Raw genomic sequence first — 17,175 nt, 5'->3', positions numbered from 1 at the left:
TACCTTTTTACTTTCGGTCATCGCTTCATAAGCATCTGGTTACAGAATAAACCTCCTGCTCCTCATCGGCCTTGGCGTATTTAGGGGCTGGCACTGCAAATATATGTAATCCTAATTATTCTTGTCTGCTTTATGCAAAGCTCCAAAAACGGATGAGGGACCTGGAGGAGATTTCCACTCTTTGCGGACATAGGGACATAGAGCCCAGAATGAATAAGTGGACGAAAAGATTCTATGCATTGCAACAGGAGATCGTGATCTGCCTGGTAGATTTGAGAGTACTCCAGGCCCAATAGTAACACAAGGCAGGAGCAGTTTCTGAAGCACATGGCATGAAAACTAATTCGCCATCAGGCCTGTGGGGATCTACAAAGCTACTGATCATCATGGGCATCATGGGCCTCATTAACCTAATGAAACAAGGGCTAAGAGCATCTTTTCAACCATAAATTTGTTGTAAGTCTCCTTCTCCAGGCACTTGGCTGAAAACCTTTGCCGTCGTACAGGAACAGAGATATGGAGTCTTACCTTTTCAGCTGAAGGCTTTGTTTTTCATGCGCAGGAGAGCGTATGATCTCATTGAAGTCTTTAACGCCTCTCGACTTATGAACATGAAGCCCGGACCTTATGCCCGATTCCCGCTCAAATACACTTAGGTTAAGCTTCGTTGCGTGAATGGTAAAGTTCCTTCCATTGGCCTTAAACAGCAGGTCATCGCCCTCTTTTCTGAAGGAACTTTCTTTACCGGATATGGCAGCGGCCAAGGTGATGTCGTAGACCTTGCCCTGGTAGTCATTGTCAAAGAGGGTGTTCTTCGCTGCCTGCGGCCAGTGCTCGAGGGCCAGGCGTATCTGGTTTCGTGAAATGCCTCCGCCAAAGGAAACAAAGGCCGACGACCCGATGTCCAGCTCCTTTCTTTTGAGCTGGTAGAAGCTCATCATGTCTATGGGGTTTTCTCCAAAATAAACATTCCTCGTACGGGCAGGATCCCCGGCGAAGTCTGCGATCCACATGCCACTCTGGCGATCGCTGCCAGGGGCGACCCGCTTAAACCCGTAGTTTCTCAGGTCATAGCCGACAATGTCCGAAGCGCCCGGCCTTGTTAGCGGGAACGCAATGTTAGGGAATTGCTGCGACGGCTCTTTGTGAGTGTCCTTTACAAGCCGGATAAAGGGGAGGAACTTCTCCACAGTCTCCCAGCTCAGGCCACGCTCTTTCGTCAGGTAATGGAGCTTGGCCACTGACAACGGCATCACCTCATAACGTCCTTCCACAAAGGGCTTTGCGGGTGCAGGCATAAAGACAGGCTTAAAGGTGTAGGGTTCCCCCGCAAACCGTGCGAGGACTTTATTGATGCCCTCCGTGTCCGACTGATAGCTTTCATTGAACCTGTAGAGCCTATTGGCCACAAAATCAACAACAGAGCCCCTGTCCACGCTGCCGTTACGGTTAAAGTAAAGCTGCTTGGCACTGTCATTCGGATTGTTGATGATAACAGTGTCCCCGTCTGGATGCTTGTACTCCAGCCTTCGCCTGCCTTTCTTTAGGTTCACCACGTAGCCCAGGGCCTCTGCTACCTGTATGATAGGCACTTTATCCTTATACTCTCTGAAAGTCGTCATTTGTCTTGCTTTAGCGCTTCAGGCCGGAGGGCTTCACCTTCTCAGGGCTGAATCCCCTGTTTTCTTTTTGCCCAAGAATCTCCGGATTAGTCGTAAAGCCCCGCGGTTCATTTAAGTCCACGCGGGCGCGGATGACTTCCTTTCCTCCTTTTGCCTCCAGCTCAATCATCTTTCCTTGACGGAGCTGCTCCTTCTGGTCCGGGCTGAGGACTGCATCCCTGATAGCGCTCGGTACCACAAAGTCCCGGACCCTCGCCCGCAGGATCTCGTTTGTGTCTCTGTCCAACTGAAAGAAATGCGGTTCTCTCTCCCCGTTCAGGGCAGTATGGTCCTTAACAAGCAACCCTCCCTGCTTAAGATGTGAGAGCTCCTCAGCGGTAGCACCGATATCATTCTTTAGTTGCGCACGTACCGGGTGCACGTAAATCGACACAGACTTGTCCGGGTTTCTGTAAAGCGAAAGCTTGGCCTCCGTCTCGAACCGCTGTCCGTTTGTCAATTCTACAGAAAGCGTGAGAAGACTTGTCCGGTTGCCTGAAAGCAAGTTGGCAAGGTCCTCAGGCTTCATGTTCAGAACGTCCTTCCTGCTCAATCCCAGCTTCTCGAACTGTGCAAACGGAAGATCCTTGATGTCAAAGTTCATATCAATGCGTATAACGTATACTTATCTTGGCATTATGTAATATAACTAAATTTGCAGTGCCAATAGCAACAAATTTGCTGTTTTAAACCTTTTATAGAATACTGGTGTTGGGCTTTATTACTGCTTTTATTATCCCATGTTAAAGCTCTGCTTGTTAGCACCCCTTGTCCTTTTTGCCCTCCCCGCCTACAGCCAGTTTAACACCATTAGGAAAGCTGCCCCCCTGCCTTCCGTGCAGGTTCAAACAAGGGAGGCAGAAGAGGCTGCAGCAGAAAGGCCTGAAGCCTTACCTCCCATAGTTCCGGCTGCGCTTACAATGAAACGTCCTCCTGTCTCTATGCCGCTGTCAAGCCTCCTTCTTAATAGCCCCTATGGCATGAGGGTGGATCCCTTTACGGGCTAAACCTCTCTTCACAAAGGAATAGACTTCAAAGCCAGCCAGGATTCCGTACTGGCAATCATGCCTGGGAAGGTCAGCAAGGTCGGCTACAGCAAGGGGCTTGGCAACTACATAGAGGTAGCACACGGGGCTTACAGAAGCGTATACGGTCACCTGTCCACTATTCTTGTTCGGGAGGAAGCGCTGGTGCAGGCTGGCACCGTGCTCGCCATCACGGGGAGCACCGGGCGAAGCACAGGAGAACACCTTCACTTTTCACTAAAGCATGGAGCCCGCGTAGTAGACCCTACTCCTTACCTTGATCTGATATACCGTGAAATAGCGAAAGCAAGGCGGTAGCGCCATGCCTCCACTCAGGAGGAGCTGCTTAATAGCTTCCTGATGTCAGCCAACTGGGAGGAAATCTCCCCCTCCAGCATCGTCAGCTTTTCAACGGCTATTTTATTGTAAGGGCTGGTCAAAGAGTCTCCCGGGGAATTGACAATCACTTCAAACTCATCCCCCAGCACGAACTTGACGTTGTAATTGTTACCGTAATAGTTCAGGACAAGTAGCAGCAGCTCAATACTGCCCCCTTCTCCGTTTTCTATCTTCGAGATCTGTGTCTGGTGCACGCCCATTGCCACGGCAACTTCCTTCTGAGAAAGGTTCAGGGTCTTACGGAAGGAGCTCAGCTTCTCCCCAATATCGCTAAGGGCTATCTTCATACTTGAAATTCGGCTATAAGTGAGGCGATGTCTTTGTTGATTTTTATAAAGTTGTTTTCAAGTTTAGAAACCCGCTCGGTGTCTTTTCCAAAAGTATAAAATCTAGGCATATCTACATATAACGCTTCTTCCTTTGCTATGGCCTCTATATCGAGGTCAATTTTACAGTTGTAGGTACTGCTTACGTGCCTGCCATCATAATCGGTACTGTCAGTGGCCACCTGTCCGACTAGTTCTCCCGCCCGGAGGTTAGCTATCTTGGAGGCAGGAATAAGGGCTCCCATTTCCTCGTTTAGGCTAACAGAGGTACGGTTTCGGTCAATGCTCACCCCCTGCTTCTGCTGCCTTACCTTACCGAATATTTTCTCCAGCCAGTCCAGCGTCTCCTTGTTCCGCACGGACCCGCTCAGCACATTGGCAGCGACAGAGCAGATGGTATCGGCCGTTTCCCTGCCATACTGCTGCTTTAGCTGCGGGAGTTCCTGGAGCCCTAACAAGACGGCTATCTTATTGCTCCGCGCGGTGGCTATCAGGTTCTCCACCTTGTGCACATAAAGGGTCGGGGACTCATCCACAATCAGGCCACAGGGCAGGTTCCCCTTAGAGTTGATCAGTTTGGTCATACGGTTTAGGATCAACGCGTTGCACGCACTATTAATACTTTGCGTCGAGGGATCATTGGCGATCACCAGGACCGATGGTTCTGCCGGGTTACTTATCTTCAAGTCAAAGTCGTCTCCTGAAAGCACCCAAAAGGTTTCCTTTGTCGCCAGCCGCCCGATGTTGATCTTTAGCGTGCCGATCTGTCCCTCCAACTGGTCAAAGGCCTTGTTCCGGTAAGCCGTGCGAAAGGGAGAAAGCAGGCTCATCAGCTGTGGCTCGGTAAACAGCAAGTCAAAGATCTCATCGTAACCCAGGTTAACAAGTGCCATCACATGGGGGAAAGTAGAGTAACGGCCTTCCTGGTAACGGCTCAGAAAAAAAATACAGCTAGCCAGAAAGTTAACCGCCGACTGGGTAAAAAACTGGGCCGCACCGCTCTCCTTGTCATTCTTGGTAAGCGACTGCAGGAGAGCCTCCGCCGTCTCTATGGCATCTGCCAGGGTAGGCAGGTATGCTGGCTTGAGCGGGTTAAAACGGCGGCTGTGCTCCACGCTGTTGAAGTTGATGACATGGAAGCGGTGGTTCCTTAAGGCCCCCTTCTTCTTGTTCACCAGGTAATGGTAGTACGCGATCCTCCCCAGGTCCGGGAATTTAAAATCATACAGCGCCATAGAGAACCCCTTGGCCAACATCTGCTTGATAAAGGGGTTCACGACCGAAAAAGACTTCCCGGAACCAGGGGTCCCGATCAGAAGCGTTGCCCGAAAAGGGTTCACCACGTTCAGCCAACCCTTGTTTACCTTTCTGTTATGATAGTAGCGCATGGGAATGTTTACCGAGTAAGGGCTGCTCACCAGATCCTTTGACTGCTCAAAGGACTCATTCTCCACGTTGAACCTGTCCTTCATCAGCCCGCTTTGGACGTGTTTGGAGACATTGTCCAGGGCAATGTGCATGAGGAGGGCACCTATCAGTGAAAACAAACAGTAGAGCAGGTCAAACAGGGTAACGCCGCAAAACAACGCCGTGCCATGGACATAAAAGTAGAAAAGACCGGATGAGAGAAACAGGACACCGCCCAGGAGAAGCGGCAACATGATGTGCCTCTTGGGGTTGTGGTTCAGATCCTTCCTTGCTTTCGTGCCAATGGACACAATCAGAATGAGCGCAAAGGTGAAAGCTTTGGAGAAGTAAATGTTGTCATAGATCGGCAGCCGTGCCAACCTTTCTACCACCGGTCTTATAGCGGAGAGAAAGGGAGCCCCGGAAAACAGCAGCACCCCAAACTCTACAAAGAGGGAAAAGTAGACCAACCCCTGCAGGAACGAGTACAGCCGCTTTATCTCGCTAGATTCCTCCATCTTTTACCAGATACAGCTAAACAGCATTAACGTCATTAACCTCATGATCTTCATCAGAACTACAGTATGTCCGCGTCTAGGACGTCTTTGTAGTCCACTTCCAGGGTCAGGCAGCGGCCAGACACCTGCTGCTCTGACACCTCCATCCTCAAAACCTTCTCTTCAGGAAATGTGAACTTCCGAAACACAAAGACATTGCGGTACTTGCGCTTGAAGCTTCCTGTGCCATGGAGCGCAAAGACAGGCTTGATCTCCGTCTGCTGAAAGTTAGTGGCTTTCACCACTTTCTTATCCTCGATCTTGAAGCGCACTTGGTCAATGCTATAGGGAATGTTCGCCCTGTTCTTCATCGACACATCTACGAAGAAGTAGTCCCCTACCATGAAAACATTGTTAAGCGTGAGCTCCATCTTGTGCTTTCGGGTGTACCTGTGCTTTATCCCCGGAGCCTGCTGCAAGGCCTGCAGCGAGAGGCGCTTCATATCTGCCCTGCTCATGGGTACCGCCGGGTTGAGGTACTCATCCACCTGTGTCGGGTCTATCCTGATCTCTGTGTCGGCCCCTTGGGAGGATGAGGCATATCGAAGTCGGTACTGGACCATAAACCGCTCTCCCACCACCGTTACGACGCCTAAAGCGGGAGCCCCGCTCTTAGGCTTGATGCGAAGGATATTGGTGACCGGAATATCCCCTGCCACATCATCAGTGGAAATATCCACATACATGATGGGTTCCGGGCTGATGATATGCGTGGAGATGTCTTCGTGCACAAAGATAACCTGCGGCTCCTGCGTTTGCGCTGAGGAAATAAAGGAGAGCAGGGTAAAGTATAAAAAGGTTAAAAGGCGTTTCATGATGTTTGCTTATCTGCGTTTTGCTTTGTTGTCAATCAAGTACACGACGGTATTGTATTTAAGAGTGGCTTTGTTCTTCCTGATGGCGTTGCCTGCCGCCCTGGAAGCCGTCTGCGCCATGCGGTCCGCCATAGAGTAAAGCACCTGGGCTGAGTTCTCCGGGTTCTGCTCAAAGTTCAGGGGCTGTTCCTGGGTGGCCCTGCCTGCCAGTTCCTTCGTGAAGTCCCGGAACTGTGAGTCGGGCACATACAGTCCTTTCATGCCGTCATTGTCATAGACGCTCAGGCTCACCGGGACCACTTGCTCATCTAAAAGAACAGAACCAATGGTAATGTCTATCCGCTGGGCACTAAAGCCCGTAACCAGACCATAGAGGTAAGTTCCTTTGGGTAACTCCGTTCCTGCAATATAAATGTTGTCTAGCAGCCTGACACGCACCCGGCCACCCTCCTGCACCTTCAACCCCTCATCCAGGATGGCTTTGATCAATTGCTCTCTGGGGTTACTGGCGATTGTGTTGAAGTAGGACGCATTGGGGTTAGCGGTCTTACTAACAGCAAGAGCCTCTGACTCCTGCTCTTCGGGCCCAGCGGCACGTGCTGCGCTAACGGGCTTTTGCGGGACTGTCTCCGGCTCATCCCCGGCCCTGCTAAGGCTGTCGACGTAGGCCATCTGCTCTTTGAACAGGCGCATCTCCCGCTCGTAGTCAGACTCCTGCTTCCGGGCTGCCCTTCGTGTAGCTGTGCCCCCAGATGCATAGCGGTTGCGGTCCTGGCGCTGGATCACGCGCTCCATGAAGCCGGCAGGCTTCTGGTTAGACAGGACCTGGTTGTTCAGGCTGTCGAGCATGGCCCGCTCCTCCTCTGTGTAGACGCTTCCGTACTCCTGCTCCGTGCTGGTGTTTTCTCCCAACTCCCGTATGGCGGAGTAATCCGTCCTGTACTTATACTCATCCCTGGCCGCCCCGAACTTGTCCTTCACCTGGCGCTTCTCCAGGTTGGCTACAGGCAGCGAAGCGTTAAAGGTAGTGCTGTCGGCAGCTAGTGCGGTTCCTGCCCCTGCTGGCTGTGCCGTGGCCTGGAAGGTATCCAGGTACAGGTAATTGAAAATAAACAGGAAGGGGAGCACGATAAGCGGTACGACATAGCGTCCGTTCCTGAAATCAATCTTTCTCATTAATAATGCTGTTTAGCTGTTTGTCAAGGTCTACCAGGAAAGTGCTGTCCCTGGCCGTCAGGCTGTCCGGGTGTATGGCTTGTGCCCTCGTGTAGAGCCCCATAAGCTCCAGTACATCCCCTGTTAGGGCCTTATCATGGCTGCGTGTTTGTAGCCTCCCGAACTCCCCGTAAGCCTTCGCAAGGGGGCTAAAGTAACTTTCCTGCCTGCTACTGCGGGCGTAGAGCTGCCACGTGAGCCCTGTCACCATCACGCCAAACATAAGCGCTACCATGGGTCGGGGATTTCGGTCTGCCCACGCCCTGCCCTGCCTTCCCAGCCGCCGGAGCCTGTTAAAAGCTTTTCTTCTCCACATACTCCAGGTCCTTGTTGAGCACCGTCTTCCAGTTCTTGATAATCAATCCGTGCGGGTTGTTATCCGTGCGGGGCACCTCCTGCAGGTCGCCTTCTGTTATGAGTGCCCGTGTGGCTATGGAGGTATTACGCTCGATGCGCTGCCTGGCATAATAGGTAAAGTGGAGCTTCTCATCCACCGTAATACTGTCCGTCTGAATTGTCAGCAAGGCAGAACTGGCCAGGATGGAGTTGTAATAGCCTTTCTCCTTCAGGTTGTTGTACTGGGCCAGTCCGGTGTCGTCGATCAGGTACATGGCCTTCGCCAGGTTGGCCTTGATGTACTCATCGTCCGGTGGCAGGGTGAAGAAGAGCAAGTGAAACATGTTCACGTGGGACTTGTACTCCACCTCCCGGTTTGTGCCCTGCTCACTTTGCCTGACCAGTACCGGCACGTTGTGGTCCAGCACATAAATACTCTTGCGCTGCTCGTTCACCAGCCCATAGGCGAACACGCAAACTACGGCCACCAGGGCAACAGAGGTCAAAAAGCTGCCCGCGCTGATCGCAAAGGCCAGCTTTATTTTCTTTTCGATGTTTAGAATCATGATTGTTTTAAAAGTTTACCTCGAGACGGTGCGCACCGCTCTGCTCGTGCCGGAGGCCATGGAGCCAATGGCATTGCCGACACCGCTGGTGTTTACTATCCAGGTGGAAATAACCGGTATGGTCAGCATGGCCAGCCCTCCGATGATCAGGCTCACGATATAGAAGCTTACATTGCCCGAGGGGTATGAGACATAGGCGATGAACATCTCCTCGTTCTCCATAACCGCCTTGAGTACCTCAATCTCTTTCATCAGGCCGTACTTAACGAGCACAAAGGAGATGGACATAATGATGTAGCCGATCGTAGAGTAAAGGCCTACGGAGATGTAGCGCCCTATCCACGTCAGGTAAGAATCCCGGAAGCCGGGGAAGATACTCATGGCAAAGGCAAAGGGTCCCAGTATTACCAGGATGCCGGCGAAGATGATCTGCAGGAAGAAGATGATGTAGGTGCACACCTGAAAGATCAGAATGACGATGTACTCCACTACCCGCATCATGGTGAAATGCATCTTGGCCATGAGCATGAGGTAGTAGCCCTTCATCTTGTTAAACATCGGCTCCAGGTCGATGCCCATCGTCTCCATCCAGTCTTTATCCTGCGTCTGGGCCTGCACCTGCTCAAAGTCAGCACTGCTGTCTGAGAGCTTGCGGGCCACGCTGTCAATCAGCGCCACCCTTTCCCGGTGCAGGTCCTCCACCTGCTCCACCTGTCCCTGGTACATGCCCCTGGCACTGTCTTTCACAACCGTAAGGGGAAAGTTCAGCGCGTCCACAAAGCCGCCCCAGGAAATGATTACCAAAGCCAGGGCGAAGGGCCGGAACAGGGCCATATAGCGCACCGGCTCGTCCCCTGCCATCATTTTATACGCCTCCAGTGCGAAATACAGCATCATGGCGATGGCCGCCACTGCCTGCGCGTCAGCTATGAAGCTGCCGGCAAGGTCTCTTATGTTCAGGAACAAGGCATCGAACAGATCGAAGATCGCCTTGTCAATTAGCTCCCTCATGGTGGGACAAGCGATTAGTAGTTTTAAATAAAGTGATGATGCGACGGTAATACCCTCTGAGAGAAACCAGGTCAGCCAGGTAGCCCCGGAAAGAAGCCGCTTTCACGGCATCATCCTCGTAGGCCTCTTTGGTCAGTTCTATGTCTGCGTTGATCCTCTCATGCTCCCCCCTGAGCTTAAGCAGCATGTCAGGTGACACCCCAGCTGTCACCCCCTCCAGGTGCAGCGCCTCCAGTTGTTCATTTAAACCCTTGATCTTCCTGCCATAAAGGAGGTGGAAGCTTTTGTTCAGGCTGCGATCAGCGGCTTTGAACATTTCCTGCTCCCAAATGGTGTTTACCTCCTCCTCTTCCCGCTCCGCCTGCTCTTTGTTAGCCATGACGGCAGCCATAGCAGGAAGGAGCTGGAGCATGTTGCGTCTGTCAGGGCCTTTCCGGTACTTATTGTGGAAGAGAATAAAGTACCACTTGGGGTCAAACTTGCCCCAGCGCGTGACGACCTCCCGCTCCAGCTGGTGCCGCACGTATTTTCCGTCCACGATGGTCACACCCGGGGCCTGGGCGCGCGCGCTCTGCAACGCCACCACACTTAGGAGCGCACACAGGAGAGGTACAGGTAGATTACTCTTCCGCATGGCCTTACTTTTTAAGGGTCTTGTACTCATCGATCAGGGAGCGTATGATCGCCTGGCTGTTGTTGGGGTACCTGAGCCCTAGCGGGTTTAGCGTCTTGAACAGGCCCGCGTATTTAGCCACCCGCATCCTTCTGGTGATAGAGTAAGACAACCCACGCATGATCCGCAGCTCATCCACCACGTGGCGAATCAGGGAAAGGCGGTCTGCATTGCTCATCAGGTTCATGTCCGTCCCGACCACGGCCACCTGGTAGATATAGGTGAACAGGTCGGCTGTACGGTTAATCAGCTCCAGCTCTGTCTTGGCGGCAATCAGCATCAGCTCCGGGTCCCCTTGCGCGAGATCCAGCATCTCACCCTGGTACTTGCCGATATCCTGGGCGATGCGGGAGGCGTAAATGATGTTCTTACTCTGCCCCACAATGCTCTGAACAGTCTTAAGGGAATTGTACATCTTCTCCTCCAGCTCCTTGATCTGGATCATTTTAAAAGTAATTGTTTGCTGCAGGGTGGCAATCTCCCCTTCCTTTTCTTTGATGTCCTTCAGCGCCGCCTGCTGGGCCGTGTGGTTTACCACGAGGGTGGAGACCACCGCCGGGTCAAAAACCAGTTGCTGGGCCTGTGACGTGGCCCCGCTAAGCAGCAGGGCACTAACCAAGCACAGGTATTTTCTCATGTGTGTTTTTGTTAATAGTGCTAATAAACTCGTTTAGCTTCAGACCTGAAGCCCGCAGATCGCTGACAAACACCTCCAAGGCATGGCGGAAGTCGCCGTAGCGGCCCACGTAGACCTGCAAGGCCTCTTTCTCCCTTCGCTCCGTGGTAAAGGTGAGGTACTCATACAGCGACACCTCCACGCCATACACCTCTCCGCTTGCCCCTCGCTTGATGTACACTTCCTTAAAGCGGTCGCGGCCCTCCTTGTTAGGCAGGTTATTGATCGTGAAGATCTTCGTCTGCTCGACCGGACTGAGCGAAAGCAGCGCCGCGATGTCTGAGAAGTTGTCCTTGAACTTTGTCTGGTCGAGCAGACAGACCGTGTCCGAGTTGTTAATGATACTGTTCTTGACGACGGCATTGCCAATGATATCGTCCAGCTCCTGGGTCACCACCACGGCTTCGCCCCAAAATTTGCGCACCGTCTTGTACACGTACAGGATATACCCTGCCATCAGCGGGGAAGCGATGGCTTTCCAGGCCTCCTCGATGATAAGCGCCTTGCGGTTTTTCTTCTGGCGCATCTTCTGGAGAAATACATCCATGATGATGATGGTCGTAATGGGAAAGAGGATCTTATGCTCTTTGATGGCGTCTATCTCAAAGACGATAAACCTCTCATCAAACAGGGTGGTATCCATGGCATTGTTGAGGACAGAGCCGTACTCCCCGCCGAGGCAAAACTTCTTTAGAATAAACCGGTAGCTCCTGATGTCAAACGAAATCGACTCTGCTTTTGCGATCTCCCCTATTTTCTGGATAGAGAAGTCATAAAATGACTGAAAGCTAAGGTAGCTACCCTCCTTACCCGTTTGAAAGTAATCTTCATAATAAGCTGAGATCACAGAGGAAAGTACGCTGTCCTCTATTTGATTCACCATGCCATCGGCGCCTTTCCACAGAAGGCTGACAAGGGACTTTAGGAACTCCCGCTTTTCTTCGTTAAACTCCTCTCTTGCTATCCGGAAAGGGTTCATCGTGATAGGCTCTCCCTCTGAATAAGTGATGTACCTCCCCCCGTAGTAGGCGCAAAGGCCGCTGTAGCTGTGCCCCGTGTCCACCAGGATCACGTCGGTGTCCTGCAGGGCATACTGGCGAATCAGGTGGTTCATAAAAAAGGACTTACCAGAGCCAGAAGGGCCCAGCACGAACTTGTTTCGGTTATTCATACGGTTTGTGTGGACCGGCATGTCGCTCGTGTCTATGGCCACCGGCACCCCCTGACGATCGGAAAAGAACACTTGGAAGGCTGATTCCTCATCCTGGAGCAGCCCCTCCTTGAACAGCAGGCACAGCGCGGCGTCAGAGGTCGTCTGGAACTTATCGTACGCTTTTAGCTCGGAGGCATTCCCTGGCAGCATGCAGCGGAAAAGCTCCATCTGGTTATGCGCGTTATGCGAAGGAATAATGCCCAGTGAAAACAGTGCGCTCTCGATGTAATTCACCGCCCTCTCCAATTCCTGTTCCCTGGCGGACAGCAGGATATTGTAGTGCCCCAACACCAGCAGCTGGTTTTCTTTGGCAATGTCAGCCATGACACGGTCAATGTCTTCCACTGCCATATCATTGGCTGGGTCCGGCATCGAGGTATGGCGCTTCCGCTTGGCCATCAGCTTACCCATCTCCACCCGCTGATCAGGGATCTGTATCACCTGGTGATAGATGAGGCAGTCAGTGGCGGGCACCTGGTGCAGAAAGTGCATCGTGTCCACCGGCAGGGTAAAACCCAGGTTCAGCTCAGTGTAGGGAGAGACAGAAGCCGGGAAGTTGATCTCATCTACATCCACTAAGGAAATGCTCTTAATGGTCCTGTCCCCTAGCCTTATCCCCTCCTCCGTCGCGTAGAAGTTGTTCAAGGCATAGCCCCTGTCTGAGAAGTTAAAAGCCAGCAGCCGACCTGTAAGCTCTTTGATTTCTTTCTCAGTCAATACATGCGGATGAAAGGCCTTTGCCTCCAGCAAATCCACGACTTTGGTGACATTCCGCAAAAAGGTAGTGAAGTCTTGCTCATCGTAGGTAAAGAAGCTTGAGCGTCGTACATCCTTTGTTACAACAAGGTAAGTAGTGATAGCCCGGTACTCCCTCCCCCTAAAGGCCTCATTGTACTTTTGGCTGAGAAAGTCGGATGCCTTCCTGCTTACAAACTGCTTTTGGGCAAAGACATCCAGCTTTTGCAGGGTGTAACCTGCGCCCAGGATCTTCACTATATTGGAGAATACCTGGTGAAAGGCTTTGTAGGCGTCCGGGTCCGCAGCATATTGAAGCACGGGGTTCATAATGCGAATAATGACAGAATAGTCTCCTGTCTCATGATACAGCACGTCATAGGCGTGGCTGCCTACGCCAAGGTATGGCATAGCGAATGTCTTGTTCTTCATGTACTAAGTAGCCTCGTAGCCGAAAAGGGGCTTATCTCGTCCCTTTTAGCGCACGGAAACGGGCAGGGACTATATAAATCCCTGCTGATTTTGTCTTGCTGTGCAGCCCTTTCCGCTGACGCGCGTTCGTATAAACCAGCCCGGAAAGGGAAACTGCCAGCAGGCTGGTGAAGCCTAGCAGAAAATTAAAAATGACGGTGAGCGCGGCGGCAGAGAGGAAGCCGGCCAGCACGCTGGCCAACCCCCAATAAATGTACCTGCCTTTAAAGGATTTAAAGACAAGGGGCTGTTGCAGCCCCTTGTACACGGCATACCCACTAAAGGGTCTGTCAGAGTTCATGCTATACCCCAAAGAACGCCCGAACGACCACCCCTACCAGCATCAGAAAAACACAGGAGCCCATCCAGCCCATGATAGATTTCTGCACGTCCTGGTCGCCCGAGTTCCACTTAATAAAGACCCTGATTCCGCCCACAAGCCCTACAATGGCGCCAATCACAATGATAAGCGTGCCGATCGGATCCACGTAAGTGGTGAGCTCAGAGGAGGCAGCGTCTATACCGGCTACTCCCTGTGCCATGCTCCCCTGCACTACCGCTAGTAGCGCCACTGCCGATAATGAAAACCTCTTTTTCATAAAATGCGAAAAGAATAAAATGTATTGAATAAAAATTAAAAAATAGAACTCGAATATGATTTGGCGTCCCGGAGGAAGTCTTCTAGTGGGATGCCCTGCCCCTCTACCCGCAGAACAGGTTCTTCCGCCTCTTCCTGATCGGCCGGTCCAGCCTTGCTGCCTGGTTCGTCTGTTACCTCTTTGGGCTTCTCCTCCTGCTCCACTAGCTCACGCAGGTTATACTGCACCACTTGTTCGGGGGCCTTTTTCTGCTTACGCCCCCTGTACAGGTCAAAGAGCATGTTTAGCACGTAGTATATGGCATAACATGTAAAAACAACCCCAAAGAATACGCTCCATGCCATAATCAAACACGTTTATTGCCGTACTGCTTAAATACAAACAAATTATTATTATTAAGCATATACGGTTAGTCTAATAATTTATTATTTCTTTTCTCAACCAGTTCCTGTATAAGCTCCTTATGCTTGCTAAAGAACTCGTGGAGCAGGCAGCTTACCAACAGGTTAGATTTGATCTTTGCCTTTCTCCGCAGCAGGTCCAATACCTCTGCGCTTTCACTGTCTATGTACACAATCCGCCGGTCAAACCCCATCTCCCCTCTGGCCCTCTCTAAGGTTTCGTAAAGCTGTGTAAAGCCCCCTAATGAGAGTATATTGCTTATTTCAACTTCTGAGCACGCTTCCTGCAAGGGCCTTTTGAGGACAATCTTATCTTCCGCAGAAGCTTCCTCCTCCACAGGTTCACCTGCCTTCGGTTCACCATTTAGAAGGTTAGCTTTTATTCTCTCCAGTACAGCGTTGTTCCTGTTGTTTTTCATAAAAACACTACCTGTATAAGGTTATACTACCTTATAACCAGCTTTTCTACCGTTATAACGCATTAACCTTTTTAAGCAATTTACAGCCTAACTATATTCTTATACGTTATAGTTCCTGAAGAATAAAAATTTTATTGGAGGTAATGCTCGTAGATGAAATCAAAGGAGTTTTGAATGACATCCTTCGCCTCAGGGCTGAGCGACACGGTGTCAATCCGTTGCAGGGATACCCGCTCTGCTATCTCGGGGGCAATCTCACCTAGCTGCGACATCGCCTCTCTAACCTTCTCCTTTATTTCGTACTTGACGCTCTTGTTGAGCCTGGTGGGGAGGAACACAATTCTGTTATGGGGATTGAGGTGCCGGGCCACGCGTGCAAAAACATGCGAGGACTCGAACACGGACCGCTCATAGGCAATAGGGCAGATAATAAGATCTGCATCCTTGATCACGGCCAGGATGCTGTCATCATCAAGTCGGCCTGGCATATCGATAATGACTTGCGTACTGCCTTTCAACTCATCCAGGTCTTTGGCAAACCCAGGGTAGTCCTCTAGCTCTAGTTTGACAACCTCGTACAGGGGCTCGTTGGCATACAGCTCCCGGTCCCGCTCCCATTTAGAGTAGACCGTCTCCTGAAGGTCCATGTCAAAAATGACAACGCTCTCACTTTTTTCCAGGGCCAGGTAGTTGGCCAGCAAAATGCAGGTAGTAGATTTCCCCACGCCTCCTTTTTGGTTAGCAACTACAATTTTCATTTATAATATCTAGCGTTTTATTCTTCGTTTGTTTCTTTTCTCCGCTGGTGTCAGCTGCCGGTTACCTGTCTGTACCATGGAAGCCACTGACAAAAGCATTTCGCTGATCGCGCCGTTATCGTATTCAACTGCTACCCCTATGCGGCTGTCTACCTCTAGCACGTTCACACGACTGTATTCCAGGTTCCGGTCTGTAAGCTCCCCTATCTTGTGAATCGTCTTCTCCCCTTTGTCAATCAGGTAGTGCTCCCCTTCCACTCGTACAAGGCTCCAACCATTGCGCTCTATTATATCTGAGAACGGGATGCCGTTTGCCAGCATACTGTTGAGCTTGTCTGCCGTGTACTCCCTTGCCCCCTCATCCGGTCCTGTATTGATCCGAAGGCTGCCAGGCCTTAGGTAGAAAACGCGGGCGAGCGCCTGTGCTTCTTCCATACTGCTAGTAGAAAAGAGCCTGGCATGCTGCAGGCGCTCGTTGTAATGGACAGCACGCATTGTTTCAGGCGTCACTTGGAGGATAGGCGTCTCGCCGCCCCTGAGCCGGACTTCTCCCTTCCTGGTAAGGGTAAAGCCCAGTGCCTGGAGCTCCCCTTTAAGCTCTCCGTAAGATACTCCGCTGTTTTTGGTTAGGGTCGAGACGATGGCTTGTGCAGAGGCTATACGGTCTGCGTCGCTTGTACGAAGCAGCAGTTCATTGAGCTTCATGACCTGAGCCCCTTTGAACACCTCTTTCTTCCCATGGTCCAGGATCGTGTAACCGTAAGGCTCCGGCTTCCCCTTTGTCTGGTGGAAGACTAGCTCCACCCCAAACTTATGCTGCAGAAAGTCCTTTAGTTCCTGAGGGCTAAGCCCTGCTTTGTATTTGCTTAGGATAGCGCGCAACTGATGGATACGCGCTTTTGGTGCCACGTAAGCTTCTGTTCTCTTAGCGATGGCGTCTCGCCCCATGGAGTGGATATGGCTACCGTACTTAATGAAACTGTACCCTGTTGCAGTCTCTTTCACTTTCACCCCCTCCCGCTCCAGCAGCAACTTCAGTTGAGCCGCGGTGGAGAAGTTGTAGCCCAGCGCTACCTGCAAGTGCTTCCGCACCTCTTCCCCTACGTCCTGCAGCAGGATCTCCTTCATAGCCTTCTGAGACCGCGTCCGCTCAAAAGAGTCGTCGATTTTCTTTCCCTCACGGTTGATGCGCGTGGAGACAAGGTGCACATGATTGTTTGGGGTATCCGTATGAAAATAAATAAGGTAAGGGTTATCCCCGTAGCCCATCTTCCGAAGGTACTGCTCCGCGATCTCCTGCAACTGCACGGCGTCTTTGCCCCTACCCTCACAGGAAATAACAGCATGAAACTGTGGCTGCTTCACCTTTTGTATGTTGCCGTCTGCCTTGGACCAGGACTGGAAGTAGCTTTTATAGTCTGTGTCACCTATACCACTGCGGCCAGGCTGCAACATACCAAAGTTCTCCGCTGCAAGTAACTCGGCTGTGCCTTTTTCCACTTTGTCTTCATTGTAGACGACACCGGAGAAAGTGGCAGAGGAAGAAAGAATCTTTACTATCATTTATGTGTAAGTTGTAACCTCAACTAATTATTATACGGGCGCATGGTACCAGGTGCCATGTATCGTGTACAAGGTACATGATGGAATGTACAGGATGCATGTAAAGGTGCTTCCGGCCCCTAATTGAAAAACCGGCGAGCCGTAATGGCTCAACTTATGCTCTAATTTGCGCCTGTACAGCTGTTATAAGCCACCTTTACACCTTTCTCTGCTTCCTTATTACTTAGAGCACGGTGATAAAACAGGCATTCCTGTGGGCAGTAAACACGAGAGGCACGGGCAGTTTTTAGAACGTCCCGAAATAAAAACACTGGCTCCTGAGAAAAATCACAGGCAGAAATAAAGTAAA

Annotated in this window: 19 protein-coding genes; 1 reads left to right on the top strand and 18 read right to left on the bottom strand. The window is 51.4% G+C overall.

Translation table 11 applies throughout. The annotated features are described in order from the left end of the window. Nucleotides 1-524 precede the first annotated feature (524 nt). Nucleotides 525-1,622 (bottom strand): DUF3991 domain-containing protein, encoded by a 1,098-nt coding sequence (locus CHB92_RS18510; protein WP_089320732.1) that lies wholly within the window; start codon nucleotides 1,620-1,622, stop codon nucleotides 525-527. A 10-nt stretch (nucleotides 1,623-1,632) separates the two neighbouring features. Beyond that, nucleotides 1,633-2,265 (bottom strand): DUF4099 domain-containing protein, encoded by a 633-nt coding sequence (locus CHB92_RS18505; RefSeq protein WP_089320731.1) that lies wholly within the window; start codon nucleotides 2,263-2,265, stop codon nucleotides 1,633-1,635. Nucleotides 2,266-2,686: 421 nt separating this feature from the next. Between CHB92_RS18505 and CHB92_RS18495 the strand changes: the two genes are divergently transcribed. After that, complete coding sequence (locus CHB92_RS18495; RefSeq protein ID WP_089320729.1) at nucleotides 2,687-3,004, top strand: M23 family metallopeptidase; 318 nt, start codon at nucleotides 2,687-2,689, stop codon at nucleotides 3,002-3,004. Nucleotides 3,005-3,018: 14 nt separating this feature from the next. On the opposite strand, the gene CHB92_RS18490 is transcribed toward CHB92_RS18495, so the two are convergent. The 16 genes from CHB92_RS18490 to CHB92_RS18415 form a co-directional block, all read right to left on the bottom strand. Continuing rightward, complete coding sequence (locus tag CHB92_RS18490; protein WP_089320728.1) at nucleotides 3,019-3,372, bottom strand: helix-turn-helix domain-containing protein; 354 nt, start codon at nucleotides 3,370-3,372, stop codon at nucleotides 3,019-3,021. Continuing rightward, entirely contained in the window at nucleotides 3,369-5,336 is a 1,968-nt protein-coding gene (locus CHB92_RS18485) for a type IV secretory system conjugative DNA transfer family protein (protein ID WP_089320727.1), read from the bottom strand. Before CHB92_RS18485 ends, CHB92_RS18490 begins: the two co-directional genes overlap by 4 nt. A gap of 59 nt (nucleotides 5,337-5,395) precedes the next feature. After that, nucleotides 5,396-6,190 carry a conjugative transposon protein TraN gene (traN, locus tag CHB92_RS18480; RefSeq protein ID WP_089320726.1) on the bottom strand — a complete coding sequence of 265 codons (795 nt, stop codon included), beginning with the start codon at nucleotides 6,188-6,190 and terminating at the stop codon, nucleotides 5,396-5,398. Nucleotides 6,191-6,199: 9 nt separating this feature from the next. After that, nucleotides 6,200-7,366: a conjugative transposon protein TraM gene (traM, locus tag CHB92_RS18475; protein WP_089320725.1), complete on the bottom strand. Its 1,167-nt coding sequence runs from the start codon at nucleotides 7,364-7,366 to the stop codon at nucleotides 6,200-6,202. Further along, nucleotides 7,353-7,721: a hypothetical protein gene (locus tag CHB92_RS18470; protein ID WP_179223105.1), complete on the bottom strand. Its 369-nt coding sequence runs from the start codon at nucleotides 7,719-7,721 to the stop codon at nucleotides 7,353-7,355. The genes traM and CHB92_RS18470 overlap by 14 nt, the downstream gene beginning before the upstream one ends. Then, entirely contained in the window at nucleotides 7,699-8,307 is a 609-nt protein-coding gene (traK, locus tag CHB92_RS18465; protein ID WP_089320723.1) for a conjugative transposon protein TraK, read from the bottom strand. The genes CHB92_RS18470 and traK overlap by 23 nt, the downstream gene beginning before the upstream one ends. A gap of 15 nt (nucleotides 8,308-8,322) precedes the next feature. Next, complete coding sequence (locus tag CHB92_RS18460) at nucleotides 8,323-9,318, bottom strand: plasmid transfer protein (protein ID WP_089320722.1); 996 nt, start codon at nucleotides 9,316-9,318, stop codon at nucleotides 8,323-8,325. Continuing rightward, nucleotides 9,302-9,952 carry a hypothetical protein gene (locus tag CHB92_RS18455; RefSeq protein ID WP_089320721.1) on the bottom strand — a complete coding sequence of 217 codons (651 nt, stop codon included), beginning with the start codon at nucleotides 9,950-9,952 and terminating at the stop codon, nucleotides 9,302-9,304. The genes CHB92_RS18460 and CHB92_RS18455 overlap by 17 nt, the downstream gene beginning before the upstream one ends. Nucleotides 9,953-9,956: 4 nt before the next feature. After that, complete coding sequence (locus CHB92_RS18450) at nucleotides 9,957-10,628, bottom strand: plasmid transfer protein (RefSeq protein WP_089320720.1); 672 nt, start codon at nucleotides 10,626-10,628, stop codon at nucleotides 9,957-9,959. Beyond that, nucleotides 10,603-13,047 (bottom strand): TraG family conjugative transposon ATPase, encoded by a 2,445-nt coding sequence (locus CHB92_RS18445; protein WP_089320719.1) that lies wholly within the window; start codon nucleotides 13,045-13,047, stop codon nucleotides 10,603-10,605. The genes CHB92_RS18450 and CHB92_RS18445 overlap by 26 nt, the downstream gene beginning before the upstream one ends. Before the next feature lie 31 nt (nucleotides 13,048-13,078). Next, the gene (locus tag CHB92_RS18440) at nucleotides 13,079-13,387 is read right to left on the bottom strand and encodes a DUF4133 domain-containing protein (RefSeq protein ID WP_089320718.1); all 309 of its coding nucleotides are present in this window, start codon (nucleotides 13,385-13,387) and stop codon (nucleotides 13,079-13,081) included. Between the two features lies 1 nt (nucleotide 13,388). Continuing rightward, nucleotides 13,389-13,685 carry a DUF4134 domain-containing protein gene (locus tag CHB92_RS18435; protein WP_089320717.1) on the bottom strand — a complete coding sequence of 99 codons (297 nt, stop codon included), beginning with the start codon at nucleotides 13,683-13,685 and terminating at the stop codon, nucleotides 13,389-13,391. Between the two features lie 35 nt (nucleotides 13,686-13,720). Further along, nucleotides 13,721-14,029, bottom strand: coding sequence for a hypothetical protein (locus tag CHB92_RS18430; protein WP_089320716.1), 309 nt, complete (start codon nucleotides 14,027-14,029; stop codon nucleotides 13,721-13,723). A gap of 65 nt (nucleotides 14,030-14,094) precedes the next feature. Beyond that, on the bottom strand, nucleotides 14,095-14,505 hold the full coding sequence (locus CHB92_RS18425; protein ID WP_089320715.1) for a hypothetical protein: 411 nt from the start codon (nucleotides 14,503-14,505) through the stop codon (nucleotides 14,095-14,097). A 131-nt stretch (nucleotides 14,506-14,636) separates the two neighbouring features. Further along, the gene (locus CHB92_RS18420; protein ID WP_089320714.1) at nucleotides 14,637-15,263 is read right to left on the bottom strand and encodes a ParA family protein; all 627 of its coding nucleotides are present in this window, start codon (nucleotides 15,261-15,263) and stop codon (nucleotides 14,637-14,639) included. A gap of 9 nt (nucleotides 15,264-15,272) precedes the next feature. After that, nucleotides 15,273-16,826 (bottom strand): relaxase/mobilization nuclease domain-containing protein, encoded by a 1,554-nt coding sequence (locus tag CHB92_RS18415; protein WP_089320713.1) that lies wholly within the window; start codon nucleotides 16,824-16,826, stop codon nucleotides 15,273-15,275. Nucleotides 16,827-17,175 lie beyond the last annotated feature (349 nt).

This window comes from Pontibacter ummariensis, assembly GCF_900188175.1.
Classification (GTDB): Bacteria; Bacteroidota; Bacteroidia; order Cytophagales; family Hymenobacteraceae; genus Pontibacter; species Pontibacter ummariensis.
Note: the sequence above shows the minus strand (reverse complement) of the source record. Positions and strands in the feature narration are given on the sequence as shown.